This window comes from Halomonas dongshanensis (assembly GCF_024790395.1).
Classification (GTDB): domain Bacteria; phylum Pseudomonadota; class Gammaproteobacteria; order Pseudomonadales; family Halomonadaceae; genus Vreelandella; species Vreelandella dongshanensis.
The window spans coordinates 100,570-119,230 of sequence record NZ_JAJISC010000006.1; the positions used below are offsets into that span (position 1 = coordinate 100,570).

Genomic DNA, 18,661 nt, shown 5'->3' on the forward strand with positions numbered 1-18,661 from the left:
GAGTCGACCAGATGGGTCAGAAAGTCAATCCAACAGGCATTCGACTGGGCATCGTCAAGGACCATGCTTCTGTCTGGTATGCCGAGCGCGGCGCTTACGCCGATAAGCTCAACAACGATCTCGAAGTGCGCAGCTTCCTGGAAGAGCGTCTGAAAAACGCTTCCGTGAGCCGCATTCACATCGAGCGTCCGGCCAACAACGCCCGCATCACCATTCACACTGCTCGTCCGGGTATCGTGATCGGTAAGAAAGGTGAAGACGTCGACCGCCTGCGTCGCGACCTCACCGAGATGATGGGTGTCCCGGTTCATGTGAACATCGAAGAAGTTCGCAAGCCGGAGCTGGATGCCAAGCTGGTAGCTGCCAACGTTGCCGGTCAGCTCGAGCGCCGTGTCATGTTCCGTCGCGCCATGAAGCGTGCGGTACAGAACGCGATGCGTCTGGGTGCTGGCGGTATCAAAATCCAGCTGTCAGGTCGCTTGGGTGGTGCCGAAATCGCACGTACCGAATGGTATCGCGAAGGCCGTGTTCCGCTACATACCCTTCGTGCTGATATCGACTATGCCACTTTTGAGGCTCACACCACCTACGGCGTCATCGGCGTCAAAGTGTGGATCTTCAAGGGCGAAATCCTCGGCGGTATCGAGGAAGTCCGTGCCAAGGCCAAGCAACAGCCGGCCGGCAACGCGCCCAAGAAGAAAGGTTCCAAGTAAGGGGAGAGCGAGTCGATGTTACAGCCCAAGCGTATGAAATTCCGCAAGATGATGAAAGGCCGCAACCGTGGCCTGGCGCATCGCGGAAGCAAGATCAGCTTCGGGGAGTACGGTCTGAAGGCAACCGGTCGCGGCCGCATCACTGCGCGTCAGATCGAAGCCGGCCGTCGTGCGATCACACGTCACGTCAAACGTGGCGGTAAAATCTGGATCCGCGTTTTCCCTGACAAGCCGATTTCCAAAAAGCCGCTCGAAGTTCGTATGGGTAAAGGTAAAGGTTCTGTTGAGTACTGGGTAGCCCAGATCCAACCGGGTCGGGTCCTGTACGAAATTGAAGGTGTATCCGAAGAGCTGGCCCGTGAAGCATTCGAGCTGGCCGCACAAAAGATGCCCCTGTCCACCACCTTTGCGAAACGGACGGTGATGTGATGAAAGCACAGGAAATTCGTGAAAAGTCCGCAGGAGAGCTCCAAGAGCAGCTCCTCGAGCTACTCCGCGAGCAGTTCAACCTGCGCATGCAGAAGGCCACTGGCCAACTCAGCCAGACTCATCTGCTCAAGCAGGTCCGTCGGGACATCGCCCGCGTGAAGACTATGCTCAACGAGAAGGCAGGTGATTGAGATGGCCGAAGAGAAGAAGACACGCACGCTCATCGGTAAAGTCGTGAGCGACAAGATGGACAAGTCCATCGTGGTAATGATCGAGCGCCGTGAGCGTCACCCGATCTACGGAAAATACGTTAAGCGCTCCACCAAGCTGCACGCCCATGATGAGGCGAACCAAGCTAAGGCAGGCGATACGGTTTCCATTCAGGAGTGCCGTCCGCTTTCCAAGAAGAAAGCTTGGGCGCTGGTCGAGGTGGTCGAGCAGGCCAAAGGTTAACACCCTGCGTCTGTCAAACCAGTGCAGTCAGATTAGGTTTGGAGAAAACCGATGATTCAGACTCAGACAATGCTGGATGTCGCCGACAACAGCGGAGCGCGCCGGGTGCAGTGCATCAAGGTGCTGGGTGGTTCACACCGCCGCTACGCTCACGTTGGTGATGTCATCAAGGTAACGGTGAAAGAAGCGATCCCTCGCGGCAAGGTCAAAAAAGGCCAAGTGCTGAAAGCGGTCGTCGTTCGCACCCGCAGTGGCGTCCGTCGTGCTGACGGTTCGCTGATCCGCTTTGACGGAAATGCGGCTGTTCTGTTGAACAACACCAACGAACAGCCGATCGGTACCCGTATCTTCGGACCGGTAACTCGTGAGCTTCGTAACGAGAAGTTCATGAAGATCATTTCCTTGGCGCCTGAAGTGCTGTAAGGAGCGAGGCGGATATGCAAAAGATCAAACGTGACGATGAAGTCATCGTCATCGCCGGCAAGGACAAGGGCAAGCGTGGTACCGTCAAGCGCGTTCTAGAGAACCGCTTCGTGGTATCCGGTGTGAACATGATCAAGCGTCACACCAAGCCCAATCCCATGGCGGGCAATCAGGGCGGTATCGTCGAGCGTGAGGCTCCGATTCACGCGTCCAACGTAGCCATCTTCAATTCGGAGACCGGTAAGGCGGATCGCGTCGGCTTCCAGGTGAAGGAAGACGGTACCAAGGTACGTATCTACAAGTCGACGCAGACGCAGATCGACGCCTAACGCGAGTCGGGTAGCAAAATGGCGAACTTGAAAGAACGTTATCAAAACGAGGTGGTGGCTCAACTCAAAGAGCAGTTCAGCTACGCCAACGTAATGCAGGTACCCCGGATCACCAAGGTGACCCTGAACATGGGTATCGGCGAAGCGGTCAGCGATAAAAAGCTGATCGACAATGCCATCGGCGATCTGGAGAAACTCTCCGGTCAAAAGCCTTTGGTGACCAAGGCACGCAAGTCCATCGCGGGCTTCAAGGTGCGTGAAGGTTGGCCGATCGGCATCAAGGTGACCCTGCGCTCTGAGCGCATGTGGGACTTCCTCGATCGCCTGGTCAACATCGCGATTCCCCGCGTGCGTGACTTCCGTGGTCTCAACCCGAAGTCCTTCGACGGTCGTGGCAACTACTCCATGGGTGTGCGTGAGCAGATCATCTTCCCGGAGATCGAATATGATAAAGTCGATCGCGTCCGGGGGTTGGATGTCACCATCACCACTACCGCCAACACCGACGAGGAAGGTCGTGCGCTGCTAACGGCACTGAACTTCCCGTTCAAGAAATAAGGGTTGGATCATGGCTAAGAAAAGTATGATCGAGCGTGAGCAAAAGCGTGCTGAACTGGTCGAGAAGTATGCGGCCAAACGCGCCGAGCTCAAGGCTATCATCTCGGACGTCAACACTTCTGACGAAGAGCGCTTCGAGGCGACGCTGAAGCTGCAGCAGTTGCCGCGCGACTCGAGCCCGGTACGCCAGCGTAACCGCTGCCGCGTGACTGGCCGTCCGCACGGTTTTTACAACAAGTTCGGTCTCGGCCGTAACAAGCTGCGTGAAGCCGCCATGCGTGGCGACGTCCCTGGACTCAAGAAGTCCAGCTGGTAACGCCACGTAGAATCATCAGGAGCGCACATTAAATGAGCATGCAAGATACTCTGGCGGATATGTTCACACGTCTCCGCAATGCGCAGATGGCCACCAAGGAGACGGTCACCATGCCGTCTTCCAAGCTGAAAGTGGAAGTGGCCCGCGTGCTGAAAGAAGAGGGCTACGTTGCCGATTACTCGGTAGCCGAAGGCACCAAGCCCGAACTGACTGTTACCCTCAAGTACTTCGAGGGCAAGCCGGTTATCGACCACATTCAGCGGGTCTCCAAGCCGTCTCTGCGTCAGTACAAGGGTAAGGACGACCTGCCCAAGGTCGCCGATGGCCTGGGTATCGCGATCGTGACGACCTCCAAGGGCGTCATGACCGATCGCGCCGCTCGCCAGGCGGGTGTCGGTGGCGAAGTCATCTGCACCGTATTCTAGGAGGCTGGAATGTCCCGCATTGCGAAATATCCGGTTAAAGTGCCTGCCGGTGTCGAGATCAAGATCGACGCCGACCAGCTGACCGCCAAGGGCGGCCAAGGCACGCTGTCGCTGACCGTTCACCCGGACGTGGTGATCGCTCAGGAAGATGGCCAGCTGACCTTCGCCCCGAGCGAAACTGCCAAGAGCTGGGCAATGGCCGGTACTACCCGCGCCTTGGTTCAGAACCTGGTAACGGGCGTATCCGAGGGTTTCACGAAAACTCTCGAAATTGTTGGCGTCGGTTATCGTGCCCAAGCGAAAGGCCAGACGCTCAATCTTTCACTGGGCTTCTCTCACCCGGTTGACTACGAACTGCCTGCTGGTGTCGAAGCGGAAACGCCGAAGAACACCACGATCGTGCTGAAAAGCGCGGACAAGCAGAAGCTCGGCCAAGTCGCCGCGGAGATCCGCGCCTTCCGTCCGCCCGAGCCGTACAAAGGCAAGGGTGTCCGGTACGCCGACGAGCAGGTGCGTCGCAAAGAAGCCAAGAAGAAGTAAGGCAGGGTTATGAACGCGAAGAAAGAATCTCGTCTCCGTCGTGCCCGCCGCGCTCGCGCCAAGATCCGCGAGCTAGGCGCGTTCCGCCTGTGCGTCAACCGTACCCCGCGTCACATCTACGCGCAGATTATCTCGCCGGATGGTGGCAAGGTGTTGGCCAGCGCTTCCACGCTGGACAAGGCCCTGCGCGAGGGTGCAACCGGTAACTCAGATGCCGCCTCTAAGGTCGGTGCACTGATTGCCGAGCGCGCAAAAGAAGCAGGCATCACCCAGGTGGCCTTCGACCGTGCTGGTTTCAAGTATCACGGTCGCGTCAAGGCTCTGGCCGACGCCGCTCGTGAAGGCGGCCTGGAATTCTAAAGGGTTTAACGATGGCGAAGAACGAACAGCAAAGCGGAGATCTGCAAGAGAAGTTGGTGCAGGTCAACCGCGTCGCCAAGGTGGTCAAGGGTGGTCGTATTTTCGGCTTCACCGCGCTGACCGTCGTAGGCGATGGTAAAGGTCGTGTCGGTTTCGGTCGTGGTAAGGCGCGTGAAGTGCCGGTCGCGATCCAGAAGGCAATGGACCAGGCTCGTCGCAACATGGTCAAGGTCAACCTCGCTGGCCACACGCTGCAGTACCCGGTGAAAGCGCGTCATGGCGCCTCCAAGGTCTTCATGCAGCCGGCTTCCGAAGGTACCGGCATCATCGCCGGTGGCGCCATGCGCTCCGTACTGGAGCTCGCCGGTGTCCACGACGTACTGGCCAAGTGCTACGGTTCCACCAACCCGGTCAACGTGGTACGTGCAACCGTTAAAGGTCTGTCCTCCATGCAAGCACCGGAAGACGTGGCTGCCAAGCGCGGTCTGTCTGTCGAAGCGATTACGGGGTAAGACACCATGGCAGCTATCAAGGTTACCCAGACCCGCAGCACCATCGGCATCCTGCCCAAGCACAAAGCCACTATGAAGGGCTTGGGTCTGCGTCGCATCGGTCACACGGTTGAACTGGAAGACACCCCTGCCGTACGCGGCATGATCCACAAGGTTAACTACCTTGTGCGCGTTGAGGGAGAGTAATCCATGAAACTCAATACCCTGAGCCCGGCACCGGGCTCCAAACCCGCTGAGAAGCGTGTTGGTCGTGGTATCGGTTCCGGTCTGGGCAAGACCGGTGGCCGTGGCCACAAAGGTCAGAAGTCGCGCAGCGGCGGCAGCGTCAAGCCTGGTTTCGAAGGCGGACAAATGCCGATGCAGCGTCGTCTGCCCAAGTTCGGCTTCACCTCTGCCAAGTCATTGGTATCTGAGGAAGTCCGCTTGGCAGAGCTGGCCAAGGTTTCAGGTGACGAAGTCACTCTGGAAACCCTCAAGCAAGCCAACGTGCTGAAAGATGCCACGCGTTTCGCGAAGGTCATCCTTTCCGGCGAACTGAACAAAGCAGTTACCGTTCGTGGAGTTAAGGTCACCAAAGGTGCCCGCGCTGCGATCGAAGCTGCTGGTGGTAAAGTAGAGGACTAAATGGCCAAGTCAGGAAATATGCCGGCGATGGGCAGCGGTCTGAGTGAACTGTGGGCTCGCCTGCGCTTCGTTTTCATCGCCATCGTGGTGTACCGTATCGGTGCCCACATTCCCGTGCCGGGTATCAATCCTGACCAGCTTGCTGCCTTGTTTAGAGAGCAACAGGGCACCATCCTGGGCATGTTCAACATGTTCTCGGGTGGCGCCCTGGAGCGCATGAGCGTCCTCGCCTTAGGGATCATGCCCTACATCTCGGCGTCGATCATCATGCAGCTCATGACAGCGGTCTCCCCTCATCTTGAGCAGCTCAAGAAAGAGGGCGAGGCCGGCCGCCGTAAGATCAGCCAGTACACCCGCTACGGCACGGTGATACTGGCGCTTGTCCAGGCGACCGGTATGTCGGTCGGTTTGGCAAGCCAAGGCATCGCTTACAGCGCTGACTTCAGCTTCTTTTTCACCGCAGTCATCACCTTCGTGGCGGGTGCGGTGTTCATGATGTGGCTGGGTGAGCAGATTACCGAGAAGGGGATCGGCAACGGTATTTCGCTGCTGATTTTCGCCGGTATCGTAGCGGGGCTGCCCAGTGCCGTGGGACAAGCTTTCGAGCTTGCTCGTAACGAAGGGGCCTGGAACGTCCTCCCGCTGTTGGCGCTGTCCGTGCTCGGCATTGCGACTGTTGCGTTCGTAGTTTTCATTGAGCGTGGTCAACGCCGCCTCAAGGTCAACTATCCGCGTCGGCAGGTCGGCAACAAGATGTATGCGGGCCAAAGCAGCTATTTGCCGCTGAAAGTGAATATGGCGGGGGTTATCCCGGCGATTTTCGCTTCCAGCATTCTCCTGTTTCCTGCTTCCATCGGCCAGTGGGTCGGTGCAGGCGAGGGGCTCGAGTGGCTGCAGCGTGCCTCCCAGGCGCTTGCGCCGGGTCAGCCGCTTTACATCTTGCTTTTCGCAGCGGCGGTGGTATTCTTCTGCTTCTTTTACACAGCGCTGGTCTTCAATCCCAAGGACGTCGCCGACAATCTGAAAAAGTCGGGTGCCTTCCTGCCGGGTATTCGCCCCGGCGAGCAGACCGCTCGCTATATCGACAAGGTCATGTCACGCCTGACCCTGTTCGGTGCCCTATATATCACTGCAGTTTCCCTGATGCCCCAGTTCTTGATCGTGGCCTGGAACGTGCCGTTCTTCTTCGGCGGTACCTCGCTTCTGATCGTGGTGGTGGTCATCATGGACTTCATGGCTCAGGTGCAGTCGCACCTCATGTCGCATCAATATGACTCGGTGATGAAGAAGTCCAACCTGAAAGGCTACGGTAGCGGCGGCATCATGCGCTGAAACGCGTCGCCCGTATTGGAGAAAGAACGATGAAAGTTCGAGCTTCCGTGAAGAAAATGTGCCGTAACTGCAAGATCATTCGTCGCAATGGCGCAGTACGCGTAATCTGCGTCGAACCTCGGCACAAGCAGCGTCAGGGTTAATTCCTACGCTGTCATTGAGTGGGTGCAGGCATACCCCTTGCCTTAGGGCAGTCTAAGGGGTATGCTGTTGCGCCTTTTGTAGATGATTAACGAGCAAGCCGCTCAAATTTCGGAGTAAGCTGATGGCCCGTATTGCAGGCGTCAATATCCCGGACAACAAGCATGCGGCGATCTCGCTGACCTATATCTTCGGGATTGGCCGTACTCGCGCGCAGAACATCTGTACTGCTGCTGGTATCGCGCCGACTACCAAGATTCAGGACCTTTCCAGCGACGAGCTGGATACCCTGCGTTCTGAAGTTGGTAAGTACACCGTAGAAGGCGACCTTCGTCGTGATGTGACGCTGAACATCAAGCGTCTCATGGACCTGGGTTGCTACCGTGGTCTGCGTCATCGTCGTAGTCTTCCGCTGCGTGGTCAGCGGACCAAGACTAACGCGCGCACCCGTAAGGGCCCGCGTAAGCCGATCCGCAAATAACACGTCGACTCTTGCATAGAGAGTCTGTGTAAAGACAGGAATAGACATCAACATGGCTAACCCGCGTAGTAACCGTAAAAAGGTTAAAAAGCAGGTAGTGGACGCCGTTGCGCACATCCACGCCTCTTTTAACAACACGATCGTGACGATCACAGACCGCCAGGGCAACGCTCTTTCTTGGGCAACTGCCGGTGGTTCGGGTTTTCGTGGTTCTCGTAAGAGCACCCCGTTCGCTGCGCAAGTTGCAAGCGAACGTGCAGCGACTGCTGCAGCCGAGTATGGTGTGAAAAACGTCGATGTGCTGGTCAAAGGCCCCGGTCCCGGCCGTGAATCCGCCGTGCGCGCACTGAATGCCGCCGGCTTCCGCGTGCAAAGCATCACCGACGCGACGCCCATTCCCCACAATGGCTGCCGTCCGCCGAAGAAACGCCGCGTTTAAGGAGACAGATTCATGGCTCGTTATATTGGACCGAAGTGCAAACTGTCTCGTCGTGAAGGCACCGACCTCTTTTTGAAGAGTGGCGTGACTCCCTTCGAGAAAAAGTGTAAATCCGAGCAGATCCCGGGTGTACACGGCCAGCGTCGTCAGCGTCTTTCCGACTACGGCTTGCAGCTTCGTGAGAAGCAGAAAGTACGTCGTATGTACGGCGTACTCGAGAAGCAGTTCCGCAACTACTACAAAGAAGCCGCGCGCCTGAAAGGGGCTACCGGTGAAGTACTGTTGCAGCTGCTCGAATCCCGACTGGACAACGTCGTCTACCGCATGGGCTTTGGCTCCACTCGCGCCGAAGCGCGCCAGCTGGTCAGCCACAAGGCGATTGCCGTCAACGGCCGCACCGTCAACGTCGCTTCCTACAAAGTGAAGCCGGGTGACGTGGTAGCCGTTCGCGAGAAGGCGAAGAACCAGGCCCGTATCCAGGGTGCTCTGTCGCTCTCCGCTAACCGCGGCGACGTGGCGTGGATCGACATCGACGCCAAGAAGATGGAAGGCACTTTCAAGGCTCTGCCTGAACGCGGTGACCTGACTGCCGACATCAACGAAAACCTGATCGTCGAGCTGTACTCCAAGTAAGCATTGAAGGCTTCACGTTGAAGCCCGGGCGGAATGGCCTCGCGCCGACCGCCCGAATGCCCTTGAGTACGCGTTCTTAAGAACTCAGTATCCGTTTGGCAGCCTCAAAGGTGTTCATATGCAGCGTTCAGTGACAGAGTTTCTCCGCCCACGCGACATCAAGGTCGAAGAAATCAGCGCACATCACGCCAAGATCGTTCTCGAACCTTTCGAGCGCGGCTTTGGCCACACCCTCGGAAATGCGCTGCGTCGCATTCTGCTCTCCTCCATGCCCGGCGCTGCCGTGGTCGAGGCCGAGATCGCGGGTGTCGAGCATGAGTACAGTGCGCTTGAAGGGGTTCAGGAAGATGTCATCGAAATCCTTCTGAACTTGAAAGATGTTGCGATCAAGATGCACAGCCGTGATGAGGCGGTGCTCTCGCTGAACAAGCAGGGCCCAGCCGTCGTCACTGCCGGTGATATCGCGCTCGATCACAGCGTCGAAATCGTCAACCCCGATCACGTCATCGCCCACGTTAATGAGGGCGCCGAGCTTAAGATTCAGCTCAAAGTGGCGTTGGGTCGTGGTTACGAGCCGGCGGATGCTCGTGGCTCCGATGAGGAGTCTCGTGCGATTGGCCGCCTGCAGCTGGATGCGACCTTCAGTCCCGTCCGCCGCGTTTCCTACTCGGTCGAAGCCGCTCGTGTCGAGCAGCGTACCGACCTTGATAAACTGATTATCAACCTGGAAACCGACGGCACCCTGGACCCGGAAGAAGCGATCCGCCGCAGCGCGACCATTCTGCAAGAGCAGCTGGCCGCCTTCGTCGACCTTGAAGCTGACAAAGAGCAGGAAGTCGAAGAAGAAGAAGATCATGTCGATCCGATTCTTCTGCGCCCCGTAGACGATCTTGAGTTGACCGTTCGCAGCGCGAACTGCCTGAAAGCCGAGAATATCTACTACATCGGTGATCTTATCCAGCGCACGGAAGTGGAGCTGTTGAAGACCCCGAACCTCGGCAAGAAGTCCCTGAACGAAATCAAGGACGTTCTGGCAGCCCGTGGCTTGTCTCTCGGCATGCGGTTGGAAAATTGGCCACCCGCTAGCCTGAAGGACGACAAGGCCTCCGCGTGAGCGTCGACTCGAGTCCCAGTTTGGTAAGGAATCACAACCATGCGTCATCGTAAGAGTGGTCGTCATTTAAATCGTACCAGCTCGCACCGCCAGGCGATGTTCAAGAACATGTCTGTCTCGCTGGTCGAGCACGAAGTCATCAAGACAACCCTGCCCAAGGCCAAGGAACTGCGTCGCGTCATCGAGCCGCTGATCACCCTGGCTAAGCAGGATAGCGTTGCGAATCGTCGTCTGGCGTTCTCTCGCACGCGCTCGAAAGAAGCCGTCGGCAAGCTGTTCAACGAGTTGGGCCCGCGTTACGCCAACCGTCCGGGTGGTTACATCCGTATTCTCAAGTGCGGTTTCCGCGCTGGCGACAACGCTCCCATGGCTTTCGTTGAGCTGGTTGACCGTCCGGTCGCCGAAGCGGCAGCTGCAGAAGAGTAAGCCTGCACGCGCAGCTCGCGGTGAAAAAAGAAAACCGACCTCTAGGGGTCGGTTTTTTCGTTGGGCGGTGAAAAAACCGCTGCCTTTAGCGGTGCCGTACACCGAGGTATGCGGTAGGATGGAGCCAAAGGCGTCATATTCGGGCGCCGCGTATCGACGTAGTCGAATACCCTCATTTACACAGTCGGCATCAACGGGCGAGTTCAGCAAGGGGAACCTATGTTCAGGTGGGCGTATGGCGTGCCCAGGGCCGCCGCGAAAGGTTACGTGGCATGGCTTTTACTGTTGGCGACGCTATTGACGGCAAGTGCCGTCCAGGCGCAGAGCAACCCGCGCTATGCGGGGATCGTGGTCGATGCCGAAAACGGCGAGGTACTCTACTCGGAAAACGCCGACGCGCCGCGTTATCCCGCCTCGCTTACCAAGATGATGACGCTTTATCTCACCTTCGAAGCGCTGAATAACGGCTCGCTTAGCCTCAATCAGGAGCTGCCTGTCTCTAGCCAAGCGGCCGCCATGCCCGCCTCTAAACTGTGGCTGGCCGCAGGGAGCACTATCTCGGTGGATAACGCCATCCGCGCGCTCACCGTGCGATCGGCCAACGACGTAGCCGTGGTGCTAGCCGAGGCGCTGGGTGGCAGCGAGCGGCAGTTTGCCAATCTAATGACCGAAAAAGCCCGCGCCATTGGCATGCTGCACACCACTTTCCGCAACGCCTCGGGGTTGCCGGACGATGCACAGAGCACCACTGCCCGCGATATGGTGATCCTCTCGGCACGGCTGATCCAGGATTTTCCCGAGTACTACCCCTATTTCTCGCTCACTGAATTCACCTTTCGCGGTACGCGTCATACCAGTCACAACCGCTTGGTCGGTAGCTACCCCGGCGCCGATGGGCTAAAGACTGGTTTTATCCGCGCATCGGGTTTCAACGTTGCGACCACCGCCGTGCACGATGGCCGACGCATGATCGCGGTGGTGATGGGCGGTTTCAGCGCTCAGTCGCGCGATACCCATATGGCCGATCTGCTCGATCGCAGCTTCTTACGCGCCGGACTGCGAGACCAGCCTACATGGCTTGCCGATACCCACTTTTCCCGTGAGTTCATGAGCTTTGGCGGTGACGCGCCGGTACAGCCACCCAGCGCTCCTTCACGCTCGCCACAGGGGCCAGGACAGGGCTCAGCGCTTCTCGCCACGGTGGATCATGGTGCGCCGCGTACCCAGGTGGCCGCACCTGCGCAAGCCTCAATACCTGTGCCAAGTACTCCACCGCCGACCCAAGACGATCCGTTACGCGCCTTCATCGAACGCGAGCAGGTCATGGCCGGTATGGCGCCAGCACCTTCGTCTACGCGGCGTAGTGCTGCCAGCGATTGGGGCATTCAGGTCGGCGCTTTCAGTCAGGCTGCGCAGGCGCATCAATACGCCGAGCAGGCGGCGTCGCGTCTGCCGGGTGATGTCAGCGGCCAGGTCGAGGTCGATAACGTCGAGAATCGCGTCTATCGCGCCCGGCTGATGGCCCTTGACGAGCCCGATGCCCGCCACGCCTGCGAAGCCCTGCGTGCCCAGGGCATGGACTGTATGGTCGTCAACGCCAGTCTTTAAGCGGCAACACTCGGCCCCGCCGCTTGCTTAGCGGCGGGGCCTTTTTTTGCGCCTGATACACCCCGCGCACCACCTCGAAAGAACGCAGGAGTGAGACGTCGTATGCACACCCAAAGCTCTCTCAAAGGCATCGGCAGCATGTGCCTTGGCGTACTGTTCTTGGCTCTGGGCGATGCCGTGTCCAAGTGGCTGGGTGAGGTGCATTCGCCGCTGCAGATTATGTTCTTTCGCTCGCTGGTGTCGCTTCCGCTGATTGCCGCGCTTGCTTACGCCAGTGGCGGTCTGCGCAAGCTAGGGACGCGCCGCCCAGGCGTGCACCTGCTTCGCGGGCTGATCTATACCGGCACGATGGGGTTTTTCGTCTTGGGGTTAACGCTCTTACCGTTGGCCGAAGCGACCGCCATCGCCTTCGTCGCACCGCTTTTCGTAACGCTGCTGTCGTTTCCGGTATTGGGCGAGCGTATCGAACGCTCAGTTCTGGTGGCGTCACTGATCGGCTTCGTTGGCGTAGTCATTGTTATCCGCCCAGGGAGCAGTGCGCTCAACACTGGGGCTTTAACGATGCTCGCTGCTGCACTCTGCTACGCCCTAACGATGGTGACGGCAAGGCGCTACGGCGCGCGCGAGCACCTGTGGGCCATGCTTTTCTACGTTGCCTTGATTCCCATGCTGATTAGCGCAGCAACGCTGCCCTGGGTGTGGCAAACGCCCCAGGGCAGCGAGTGGGTAGGTTTTATCGGCTCAGGTGTGCTGGGCGTGGGGGCGATTGCTTTCATTACCTTGGCATTTCGTCACGCGCCTGCCGCCGTGGCCGCCCCCTTCGACTACACCGCCATGCTATGGGCCGTATTGCTGGGCTGGTGGTTCTGGGGGGAAATACCGGATATCTGGGTTTGGGTAGGCAGCGCCTTGATAATCGGTAGCGGGTTAGCCGTGGCGTATCACGACCGCAGAACCACCCTTAAGCGCCGCCCAACGGCTTAGTCAACGTTACTTTTTGATTCAGGTCATGGGAGCCGCGTGCTGCGCAAGACAGCGGATGTGGGCTGTTTATAATCCAGCCCTTTCGGCGCACAGTACGCTGCGTGACATCGTCCTGATCACGGTGACTCTCTATGCCAATCCCTGAACTGAATCAGCGGGCCCCCGAACTGCTTTCTCCCGCCGGTACCTTCAAAAACATGCGTTACGCCTTTGCCTATGGCGCTGATGCGGTTTATGCAGGGCAACCGCGCTACTCGCTACGGGTGCGTAACAACGATTTTAAAATTGATAACTTACATCGCGGTATTGAGTATGCCCATGCACGGGGCAAGCAGTTTTATGTGGCCTCAAACATTGCCCCTCACAACAGTAAGCTGAAAACCTACCTGCAGGATATGGCGCCGGTGATCGAGGCAGGGCCCGATGCGCTGATTATGTCGGATCCGGGCCTGATAATGATGGTGCGCGAACGCTGGCCGGAGCAAGTCATCCACCTCTCGGTGCAATCGAATGTCGTCAACTGGGCTGCCGCCCAATTTTGGCAGCAGCAGGGTATTAGCCGCATCATTCTGTCTCGGGAACTGTCACTGGAAGAGATCGGCGAAATACGTGACAAGTGCCCAGGCTTAGAGATCGAGACCTTTGTTCACGGCGCACTGTGTATTGCTTACTCCGGCCGCTGCCTACTATCAGGCTACTTCAATCATCGCGACCCTAACCAAGGCACCTGTACCAACGCGTGTCGCTGGAAGTACAACATCGTAGCGGCAACCCAAGATGATAAAGGCGACTTGATCGCCACCCAGGGAGTTGGCACCGTAACAGCTGACAACCAGGACGAACTCTCGGCGCTGATTGAAGATGTTTCCCGCCCCGGAAAGCTGATGCCTGTCTATGAAGATGAGCACGGCACCTACATTATGAACTCCAAGGATCTGCGCGCGGTGCAACATGTCGCTCGGTTGACGCAAATGGGCATAGCATCGCTAAAGATTGAGGGGCGCACCAAGTCCCATTATTACGTCGCGCGTACAGCGCAAGTCTACCGGCAAGCTATTGATGACGCCGTCGCTGGGCGTCCCTTTAATAAACGGCTAATGGATGAGCTGGAAAACCTAGCGAATAGAGGCTACACCGAGGGCTTCTATCAACGTCATGTACACGGTGAGTTGCAACGCTATGAGCAGGGGCACTCCCTTGGCGTTCACCAACAGTTCGTCGGTGAAGCGCTGGGTTTTGATCCGACTCGTGGCATCTTGGAGGTCGAGGTTAAAAATCGCTTTGAAGTGGGGGATGGCATGGAGCTTATGCTGCCAGGTGGCAATCACCGCTTCGTGCTCGAGCATATCGAGAGCTTACAAGGCGAAGCGCAAAGCGCGGCGCCTGGCTCGGGACATCGCGTACGAATCCCCCTTCCCCAGATCAGCATCACTCCTGAACAGCTTGGGTTTGCGCTGTTAATGCGTGATCTCACGTCTTCTAAAGTAACACCACCTGAAGCGCTAGGGGTAGCGGTCAGCTAAAGGCATAAACGTCCATGGCAAGCACCCCATGCTCCACGCTGTGGTGCAACTGGCTAGCTTCGCCTCCCGCCCCCATAGCCACCAGCAGCGGCTGGAAATGCTCGGGTGTTGGGTGGTTCTCAAGGGCGTAGGGCGCCTCTTGCCACCGCAGCAGACTGCTTCGCCGTGCATCAAGGTCATCCAGGCGCAGGGTCGTGTCGGCCCAGTCGGCGAAAGCGTCCACCCAAGCGGGTGCGGCGCTGTCTTGCGGCATGACCTCATAAAGATTATGGGTCAGGCTGCCCGAACCAATCAGTAGGATCCCTTCCTGGCGCAGCGGCGCCAAGCGCTCGCCGAGAGCCACCAACGCCTCATTGGACCAGCGCACCGGGAGTGACACCGACACCACGGGTATATCGGCCTGAGGAAACATCAGCGATAGCGGCACCCAAGCGCCGTGGTCGAAGCCCCGCTCAACGCCTTCGGCGTCAAGTGTCTCGATGAGCCGCGCGGCGAGTTCTGGCGAACCGGGAGCAGGGTACTGGCAGTCGAAGAGCGCGCGGGGAAAGCCGCCGAAGTCATGAATGGTCTCGGGCTGAGCGCTGGTACTGACCTTGAGCGAGAGGCTCTCCCAATGGGCCGAGACGACCACGATGGCCTTGGGCGCTAGTGTCTTGCCCAGCTCGCGCAGAAAGTGGTGTGCAGGCGTTGGGGTTATCGCCAGCATGGGCGAGCCATGGGAAATGTAAAGGCTAGGCAACATGACATGTTCTCCTATGCAGATGCCCCGGCGAGAAAGCCGGGGCGTCAGTAATGGCGTTAGCGTAGGTAGCGCTCGACGCTGAAGCTACCGCCGCCAAGGCCCGCCTGAACGAGCAGGGCCACCGCCCAGAACACCGGGAACTCCCAACCGCCGCCTGCGTTGGAGAACATCCAGCCATTGCCCAGGTGTACCGAAGCCGCACCCAGTAGTAGCGGAATCATGGCCAAACTGACCCAGCGGGTATAGAAACCTAGCAGCAGCGCCAGGCCTCCCCCCACTTCGCCCAGAATGGTCAAATAGGCGATGAAGCCCGGCAAACCCAGCGATTGGAAATAGGCCACCGTGCCTGGCAGGGTGAACACGAATACTTTGAGCAGTCCGTGGGCCAGCGCCATAACGCCCAGCGAGACGCGTAGCAGAGCAATGGCATGAGGTTGCAGCGCGGTAGCGCCCGTATGAGTGCGAGTAACGGGGCCAGAGGAGAGCGTTGAAGTGGTCATTGTGTATCTCCAGTCAAGAAGTAGGATGGGATCAATGACGCTACTTTAGGCGCTTCTTGGGACGGGATAATCTGGCGTTTACGAACATCACTTTTGCGCGATGGGCGACAATCCCATTTCGGTTTCCCAGTGGGGCGGGTTTTCGCCCCACGCCTCTACGAGCAGGTCGATGAAGCGCTCGACCTTGAGCGGAAGGAAATGGCGCGCCGGGTAGAGCGCATGGATATCCAGTACGCTCGGTGGCACTTCGGGAAGCAGCGCAACCAAATGCCCGCGAATGATGCTCTCGGTGACCAGAAAGCTCGGCTGGTGAGCGATGCCAAGACCCGCCTCGGCGGCGTGAGTCAACACATCGCCATTGTTGCTCTCGATAGGGCCTTGAGGGCTGATAATGGTGTCGCCCAGCTGCCAATCGCCCGCTACGTTGCCACTGCGATAGCGCAGGCAGCGGTGTGCTTTCAAGTCGTCGAGCGAGGCCGGTGTACCGTGGCGCTCCAGGTATGCCGGAGAGGCGCAAAACAGCATGCGACAGCGGGTGATGCGGCGCGCCACCAGGCTTGAATCTGGCAGGCTGCCGATACGAATGGCCAGGTCGAACCCCTCTTCGAGCAGATCGACCCGGCGATCGTTGAGATCCAAGCGCACGTCGAGCGCCGGGTGCATGCCCATGAAACGTGCCACCAGCGGCGTGAGGTGGCGCGTTCCAAAGCTCATCGGCCCATTGATGCGCAGCCGGCCGCGCATTTCGGTGGCGCCACTGCCCACATCTGCCGCTGCTTCGTCGAGGGCGAGCAAAATGGCCTGGGCGTGACGTAAGTAGCGCTCGCCCGCTTCGGTGAGATGCAGCCGTCGCGTGGTGCGCTGGATAAGCCGGACCCCGAGCGTTTGCTCCAGTGCCATCACCTGGCGCGATACCCGCGTGCGCGACAGCGCCAACGACGCCGCCGCACGGGTATAGCTCTTGAGCTCGGCGACGCGCACGAAGGCGATGATCGGCTCGATTTGCGTCATGGGGTGAGGGCGTCTTTGCGGGCGGTAACGAAGGCGAGCGCGGCGTCGCGCGGGCTTGGTTGCCCGCAGATGGCCGAGATCACCGCAAGCCCCTGGGCGCCCGCCTGTCTCACCTGGGCGCTATGCCTGGCATCGAGCCCGCCGATGGCTACGCACGGCAGGGACGCTGCGCGCGCCAGCCGGGCCAGGCCGTCAAAGCCTAAGGGGGAAGCGTGGTCCCGTTTGCTCGCGGTGGCGAACACCGGCCCCAAACCAAGATAATCGAGCTGGGCCAGCGGAGCGGCCTTGAGCTCGGCTAGCGTATTGATCGAAAGCCCTAGAATGGCGGAATCTCCCAGCGCTTCCCGCGCCGCCTGTACAGCGGTATCGCTCTGGCCGACGTGCAGGCCATCGGCCCCGCTCTCAAGCGCCACGGCAAGCCGGTCGTTGATGATCAGCGGCACGCCGCTACCCGCCAAGAGCGCCTTCAATTGCTTCGCCTGACGGATCATCTCGGCGTCGCTTGCGTGCTTGTCGCGCAGCTGCACCAGAGTAACGCCACCCTCCACCGCTTCGGCAACGGTGCGTTCGAGCCCATAGTCGCGACAAAGCCTGGCGTCGGTCACGAGGTAGAGCGAGAGATCGAAGGGCGTATGGGTAAGGCTCATGCCAGCACCTCCAAACGCGCTGCGCCCGCCAGGCTTGCGGGCGTGAGCTGGTACAGTGCATCGAGCAGCGCGACCTGGAAGCTGCCGGGCCCGGCGGCGTCTCTACCTGCCTGCTCTCCGGTCACGGCAAAGCAGGCAAGGGCGGCGGCCGTGGCGCTTAGATGGTCGTCGTTCGCGGCGATGAACGCGGCCACCGTAGCGCTCAGTGCGCAGCCCAAGGTGGTGATACGCGGCATCAGGGCGTGGCCGCCATAAAGACGTAGGTGCTTGCGCCCATCGGTGACGATATCGTGCTCGCCGGTCATGGCGACGATACAGTGTTGGCGCCCAGCGAGCGCGATAGCGGCATCCATCGCCTCATCGGCAGAGGCGGTGCTATCCACTCCACGCCCGCGTCCGGTGAGCCCGGCGAGGGTCATGATCTCTGAGGCATTGCCGCGAATTACCGTTGGCGTGAAGGCGAGCAGGCGCTCCGATAGCGTTTGACGAAAGGTCGTTGCCCCTACGGCAACAGGGTCGAAGACCCAAGGAGTGGCGGTGCGCGCAGCGGTGTGGGCGGCACTCACCATGCCCTCGGCAAACGTTGACGACGGCGTGCCGATATTGATCGACAGCGCATCGGCAAGGGCGGTGAACTCGGCGACCTCTTCGACGGCATGCAGCATGGCGGGAGAAGCCCCAATGGCCAGCAGCGCGTTGGCGGTGCTGTTCATGGCAACGAAGTTGGTGATGCAGTGGATCAGCGGCGTGGCGGCGTGGACGTTGGAGAGGGCGTCACTCAGGGCGTTCGATGTCATGGTCACCTCACGGCGCAGCGCAGCAGGAGAACCCCGCGACTTCCTACGCCGGCATTATCCGGTTCAGGTTCAAAGGGTGCTTCTCAGCTCGGTGTGATCGAGCGCCCCTGTCGTGAGGTCAACTATCCCCGGCCCGCGCGCCGCTGTAAAGCGTTACCCGGCGAAGGCCTTAGTGCACGGCATCTTTGGCGTGGCGTTTGAGCATTTCAAAGGGAATGCTGCCGAGCGCTTTCTCGTGGGTGGCCGAGAGCACGACCGGAGGTGCCACCCCCGCCTTGGCGGCTTCCAACCAGCGGCTGGCGCACAAACACCAGCGGTCTCCAGGGCGTAGGCCGGGAAAGCCGAAGGCGGGCTCGGGGTGGGTCAAGTCGTTACCCTGGGAGCGAGTGAAGTCGAGAAACTCCTCGGTGACGATGGCGCACACGCCATGTACGCCTACATCGTCGGGGCCGACGCGGCAAAAACCGTCGCGGTAAAAACCGGCTTTGGGGTCATGGCAGCAGGGCGTTAGGGGTTCGCCCAGCACATTGCGATCTCGAGACATGCTACCTCCTGTATGCGTGTTGCCAAATGGCGGGGGCTAGACTTTTCCTTAAGTCGC

30 protein-coding genes and 1 riboswitch are annotated in these 18,661 nt (G+C 59.2%); of the genes, 24 read left to right on the forward strand and 6 right to left on the reverse strand.

What is annotated here, in order from left to right:
• Positions 1 to 11 precede the first annotated feature (11 nt).
• The 24 genes from rpsC (at position 12) to trhP (ending at position 14,363) form a co-directional block, all read left to right on the forward strand.
• Entirely contained in the window at positions 12 to 713 is a 702-nt protein-coding gene (gene rpsC, locus LLY24_RS13455; protein ID WP_259036819.1) for a 30S ribosomal protein S3, read from the forward strand.
• Positions 714 to 728: 15 nt separating this feature from the next.
• Positions 729 to 1,142 carry a 50S ribosomal protein L16 gene (gene rplP / locus LLY24_RS13460; RefSeq protein ID WP_007112000.1) on the forward strand — a complete coding sequence of 138 codons (414 nt, stop codon included), beginning with the start codon at positions 729 to 731 and terminating at the stop codon, positions 1,140 to 1,142.
• Complete coding sequence (gene rpmC / locus LLY24_RS13465) at positions 1,142 to 1,333, forward strand: 50S ribosomal protein L29 (RefSeq protein WP_096276518.1); 192 nt, start codon at positions 1,142 to 1,144, stop codon at positions 1,331 to 1,333. Before rplP ends, rpmC begins: the two co-directional genes overlap by 1 nt.
• A 1-nt stretch (position 1,334) precedes the next feature.
• A complete protein-coding gene (gene rpsQ / locus LLY24_RS13470) occupies positions 1,335 to 1,595 on the forward strand; it encodes a 30S ribosomal protein S17 (protein WP_259036994.1) in 261 nt (86 codons plus the stop codon).
• A gap of 51 nt (positions 1,596 to 1,646) precedes the next feature.
• Positions 1,647 to 2,018, forward strand: a complete 372-nt coding sequence (gene rplN, locus LLY24_RS13475; RefSeq protein ID WP_259036820.1) for a 50S ribosomal protein L14 — start codon at positions 1,647 to 1,649, stop codon at positions 2,016 to 2,018.
• A gap of 14 nt (positions 2,019 to 2,032) precedes the next feature.
• Positions 2,033 to 2,347, forward strand: coding sequence for a 50S ribosomal protein L24 (gene rplX, locus LLY24_RS13480; RefSeq protein ID WP_009723895.1), 315 nt, complete (start codon positions 2,033 to 2,035; stop codon positions 2,345 to 2,347).
• 18 nt (positions 2,348 to 2,365) lie between these two features.
• A complete protein-coding gene (gene rplE, locus LLY24_RS13485) occupies positions 2,366 to 2,905 on the forward strand; it encodes a 50S ribosomal protein L5 (protein WP_259036821.1) in 540 nt (179 codons plus the stop codon).
• Between the two features lie 10 nt (positions 2,906 to 2,915).
• Complete coding sequence (gene rpsN / locus LLY24_RS13490; protein ID WP_259036822.1) at positions 2,916 to 3,221, forward strand: 30S ribosomal protein S14; 306 nt, start codon at positions 2,916 to 2,918, stop codon at positions 3,219 to 3,221.
• 32 nt (positions 3,222 to 3,253) lie between these two features.
• Positions 3,254 to 3,646, forward strand: coding sequence for a 30S ribosomal protein S8 (gene rpsH / locus LLY24_RS13495; protein ID WP_259036823.1), 393 nt, complete (start codon positions 3,254 to 3,256; stop codon positions 3,644 to 3,646).
• Positions 3,647 to 3,655: 9 nt separating this feature from the next.
• Positions 3,656 to 4,186: a 50S ribosomal protein L6 gene (rplF, locus tag LLY24_RS13500; protein ID WP_259036824.1), complete on the forward strand. Its 531-nt coding sequence runs from the start codon at positions 3,656 to 3,658 to the stop codon at positions 4,184 to 4,186.
• 9 nt (positions 4,187 to 4,195) lie between these two features.
• Entirely contained in the window at positions 4,196 to 4,546 is a 351-nt protein-coding gene (rplR, locus tag LLY24_RS13505) for a 50S ribosomal protein L18 (protein ID WP_259036825.1), read from the forward strand.
• An 11-nt stretch (positions 4,547 to 4,557) separates the two neighbouring features.
• Positions 4,558 to 5,058: a 30S ribosomal protein S5 gene (gene rpsE / locus LLY24_RS13510; protein WP_259036826.1), complete on the forward strand. Its 501-nt coding sequence runs from the start codon at positions 4,558 to 4,560 to the stop codon at positions 5,056 to 5,058.
• A gap of 6 nt (positions 5,059 to 5,064) precedes the next feature.
• Complete coding sequence (gene rpmD / locus LLY24_RS13515; protein WP_259036827.1) at positions 5,065 to 5,244, forward strand: 50S ribosomal protein L30; 180 nt, start codon at positions 5,065 to 5,067, stop codon at positions 5,242 to 5,244.
• 3 nt (positions 5,245 to 5,247) lie between these two features.
• Entirely contained in the window at positions 5,248 to 5,682 is a 435-nt protein-coding gene (gene rplO, locus LLY24_RS13520; RefSeq protein ID WP_259036828.1) for a 50S ribosomal protein L15, read from the forward strand.
• The gene (gene secY / locus LLY24_RS13525) at positions 5,683 to 7,014 is read left to right on the forward strand and encodes a preprotein translocase subunit SecY (RefSeq protein ID WP_259036829.1); all 1,332 of its coding nucleotides are present in this window, start codon (positions 5,683 to 5,685) and stop codon (positions 7,012 to 7,014) included.
• A gap of 29 nt (positions 7,015 to 7,043) precedes the next feature.
• Positions 7,044 to 7,157 (forward strand): 50S ribosomal protein L36, encoded by a 114-nt coding sequence (gene rpmJ, locus LLY24_RS13530; RefSeq protein ID WP_081139244.1) that lies wholly within the window; start codon positions 7,044 to 7,046, stop codon positions 7,155 to 7,157.
• 122 nt (positions 7,158 to 7,279) lie between these two features.
• Positions 7,280 to 7,636 carry a 30S ribosomal protein S13 gene (gene rpsM, locus LLY24_RS13535; protein ID WP_259036830.1) on the forward strand — a complete coding sequence of 119 codons (357 nt, stop codon included), beginning with the start codon at positions 7,280 to 7,282 and terminating at the stop codon, positions 7,634 to 7,636.
• Positions 7,637 to 7,688: 52 nt separating this feature from the next.
• Positions 7,689 to 8,075, forward strand: coding sequence for a 30S ribosomal protein S11 (gene rpsK / locus LLY24_RS13540; protein WP_009723883.1), 387 nt, complete (start codon positions 7,689 to 7,691; stop codon positions 8,073 to 8,075).
• Between the two features lie 12 nt (positions 8,076 to 8,087).
• Entirely contained in the window at positions 8,088 to 8,708 is a 621-nt protein-coding gene (gene rpsD, locus LLY24_RS13545) for a 30S ribosomal protein S4 (RefSeq protein WP_259036831.1), read from the forward strand.
• A 118-nt stretch (positions 8,709 to 8,826) separates the two neighbouring features.
• Positions 8,827 to 9,822: a DNA-directed RNA polymerase subunit alpha gene (locus LLY24_RS13550; protein WP_259036832.1), complete on the forward strand. Its 996-nt coding sequence runs from the start codon at positions 8,827 to 8,829 to the stop codon at positions 9,820 to 9,822.
• 39 nt (positions 9,823 to 9,861) lie between these two features.
• Positions 9,862 to 10,248, forward strand: coding sequence for a 50S ribosomal protein L17 (rplQ, locus tag LLY24_RS13555; RefSeq protein ID WP_259036833.1), 387 nt, complete (start codon positions 9,862 to 9,864; stop codon positions 10,246 to 10,248).
• A gap of 267 nt (positions 10,249 to 10,515) precedes the next feature.
• Positions 10,516 to 11,856 carry a serine hydrolase gene (locus LLY24_RS13560; RefSeq protein ID WP_259036834.1) on the forward strand — a complete coding sequence of 447 codons (1,341 nt, stop codon included), beginning with the start codon at positions 10,516 to 10,518 and terminating at the stop codon, positions 11,854 to 11,856.
• Positions 11,857 to 11,958: 102 nt separating this feature from the next.
• Positions 11,959 to 12,840 (forward strand): DMT family transporter, encoded by an 882-nt coding sequence (locus tag LLY24_RS13565; RefSeq protein WP_259036835.1) that lies wholly within the window; start codon positions 11,959 to 11,961, stop codon positions 12,838 to 12,840.
• Between the two features lie 131 nt (positions 12,841 to 12,971).
• A complete protein-coding gene (gene trhP, locus LLY24_RS13570) occupies positions 12,972 to 14,363 on the forward strand; it encodes a prephenate-dependent tRNA uridine(34) hydroxylase TrhP (protein ID WP_259036836.1) in 1,392 nt (463 codons plus the stop codon).
• Here trhP and LLY24_RS13575 read toward each other — a convergent pair.
• The 6 genes from LLY24_RS13575 to LLY24_RS13600 form a co-directional block, all read right to left on the reverse strand.
• Positions 14,356 to 15,105 (reverse strand): DODA-type extradiol aromatic ring-opening family dioxygenase, encoded by a 750-nt coding sequence (locus tag LLY24_RS13575; protein ID WP_259036837.1) that lies wholly within the window; start codon positions 15,103 to 15,105, stop codon positions 14,356 to 14,358. The genes trhP and LLY24_RS13575 overlap by 8 nt on opposite strands.
• Positions 15,106 to 15,161: 56 nt before the next feature.
• Complete coding sequence (locus LLY24_RS13580; RefSeq protein ID WP_259036838.1) at positions 15,162 to 15,605, reverse strand: DoxX family protein; 444 nt, start codon at positions 15,603 to 15,605, stop codon at positions 15,162 to 15,164.
• Between the two features lie 87 nt (positions 15,606 to 15,692).
• Positions 15,693 to 16,616, reverse strand: a complete 924-nt coding sequence (locus LLY24_RS13585; RefSeq protein WP_259036839.1) for a LysR family transcriptional regulator — start codon at positions 16,614 to 16,616, stop codon at positions 15,693 to 15,695.
• Positions 16,613 to 17,263: a thiamine phosphate synthase gene (gene thiE / locus LLY24_RS13590; protein WP_259036840.1), complete on the reverse strand. Its 651-nt coding sequence runs from the start codon at positions 17,261 to 17,263 to the stop codon at positions 16,613 to 16,615. The genes LLY24_RS13585 and thiE overlap by 4 nt, the downstream gene beginning before the upstream one ends.
• On the reverse strand, positions 17,260 to 18,060 hold the full coding sequence (thiM, locus tag LLY24_RS13595) for a hydroxyethylthiazole kinase (protein WP_259036841.1): 801 nt from the start codon (positions 18,058 to 18,060) through the stop codon (positions 17,260 to 17,262). Before thiM ends, thiE begins: the two co-directional genes overlap by 4 nt.
• Before the next feature lie 23 nt (positions 18,061 to 18,083).
• A riboswitch (TPP riboswitch) is annotated at positions 18,084 to 18,179 on the reverse strand.
• 50 nt (positions 18,180 to 18,229) lie between these two features.
• Complete coding sequence (locus tag LLY24_RS13600) at positions 18,230 to 18,604, reverse strand: DUF2237 family protein (RefSeq protein WP_259036842.1); 375 nt, start codon at positions 18,602 to 18,604, stop codon at positions 18,230 to 18,232.
• Positions 18,605 to 18,661: the final 57 nt, after the last annotated feature.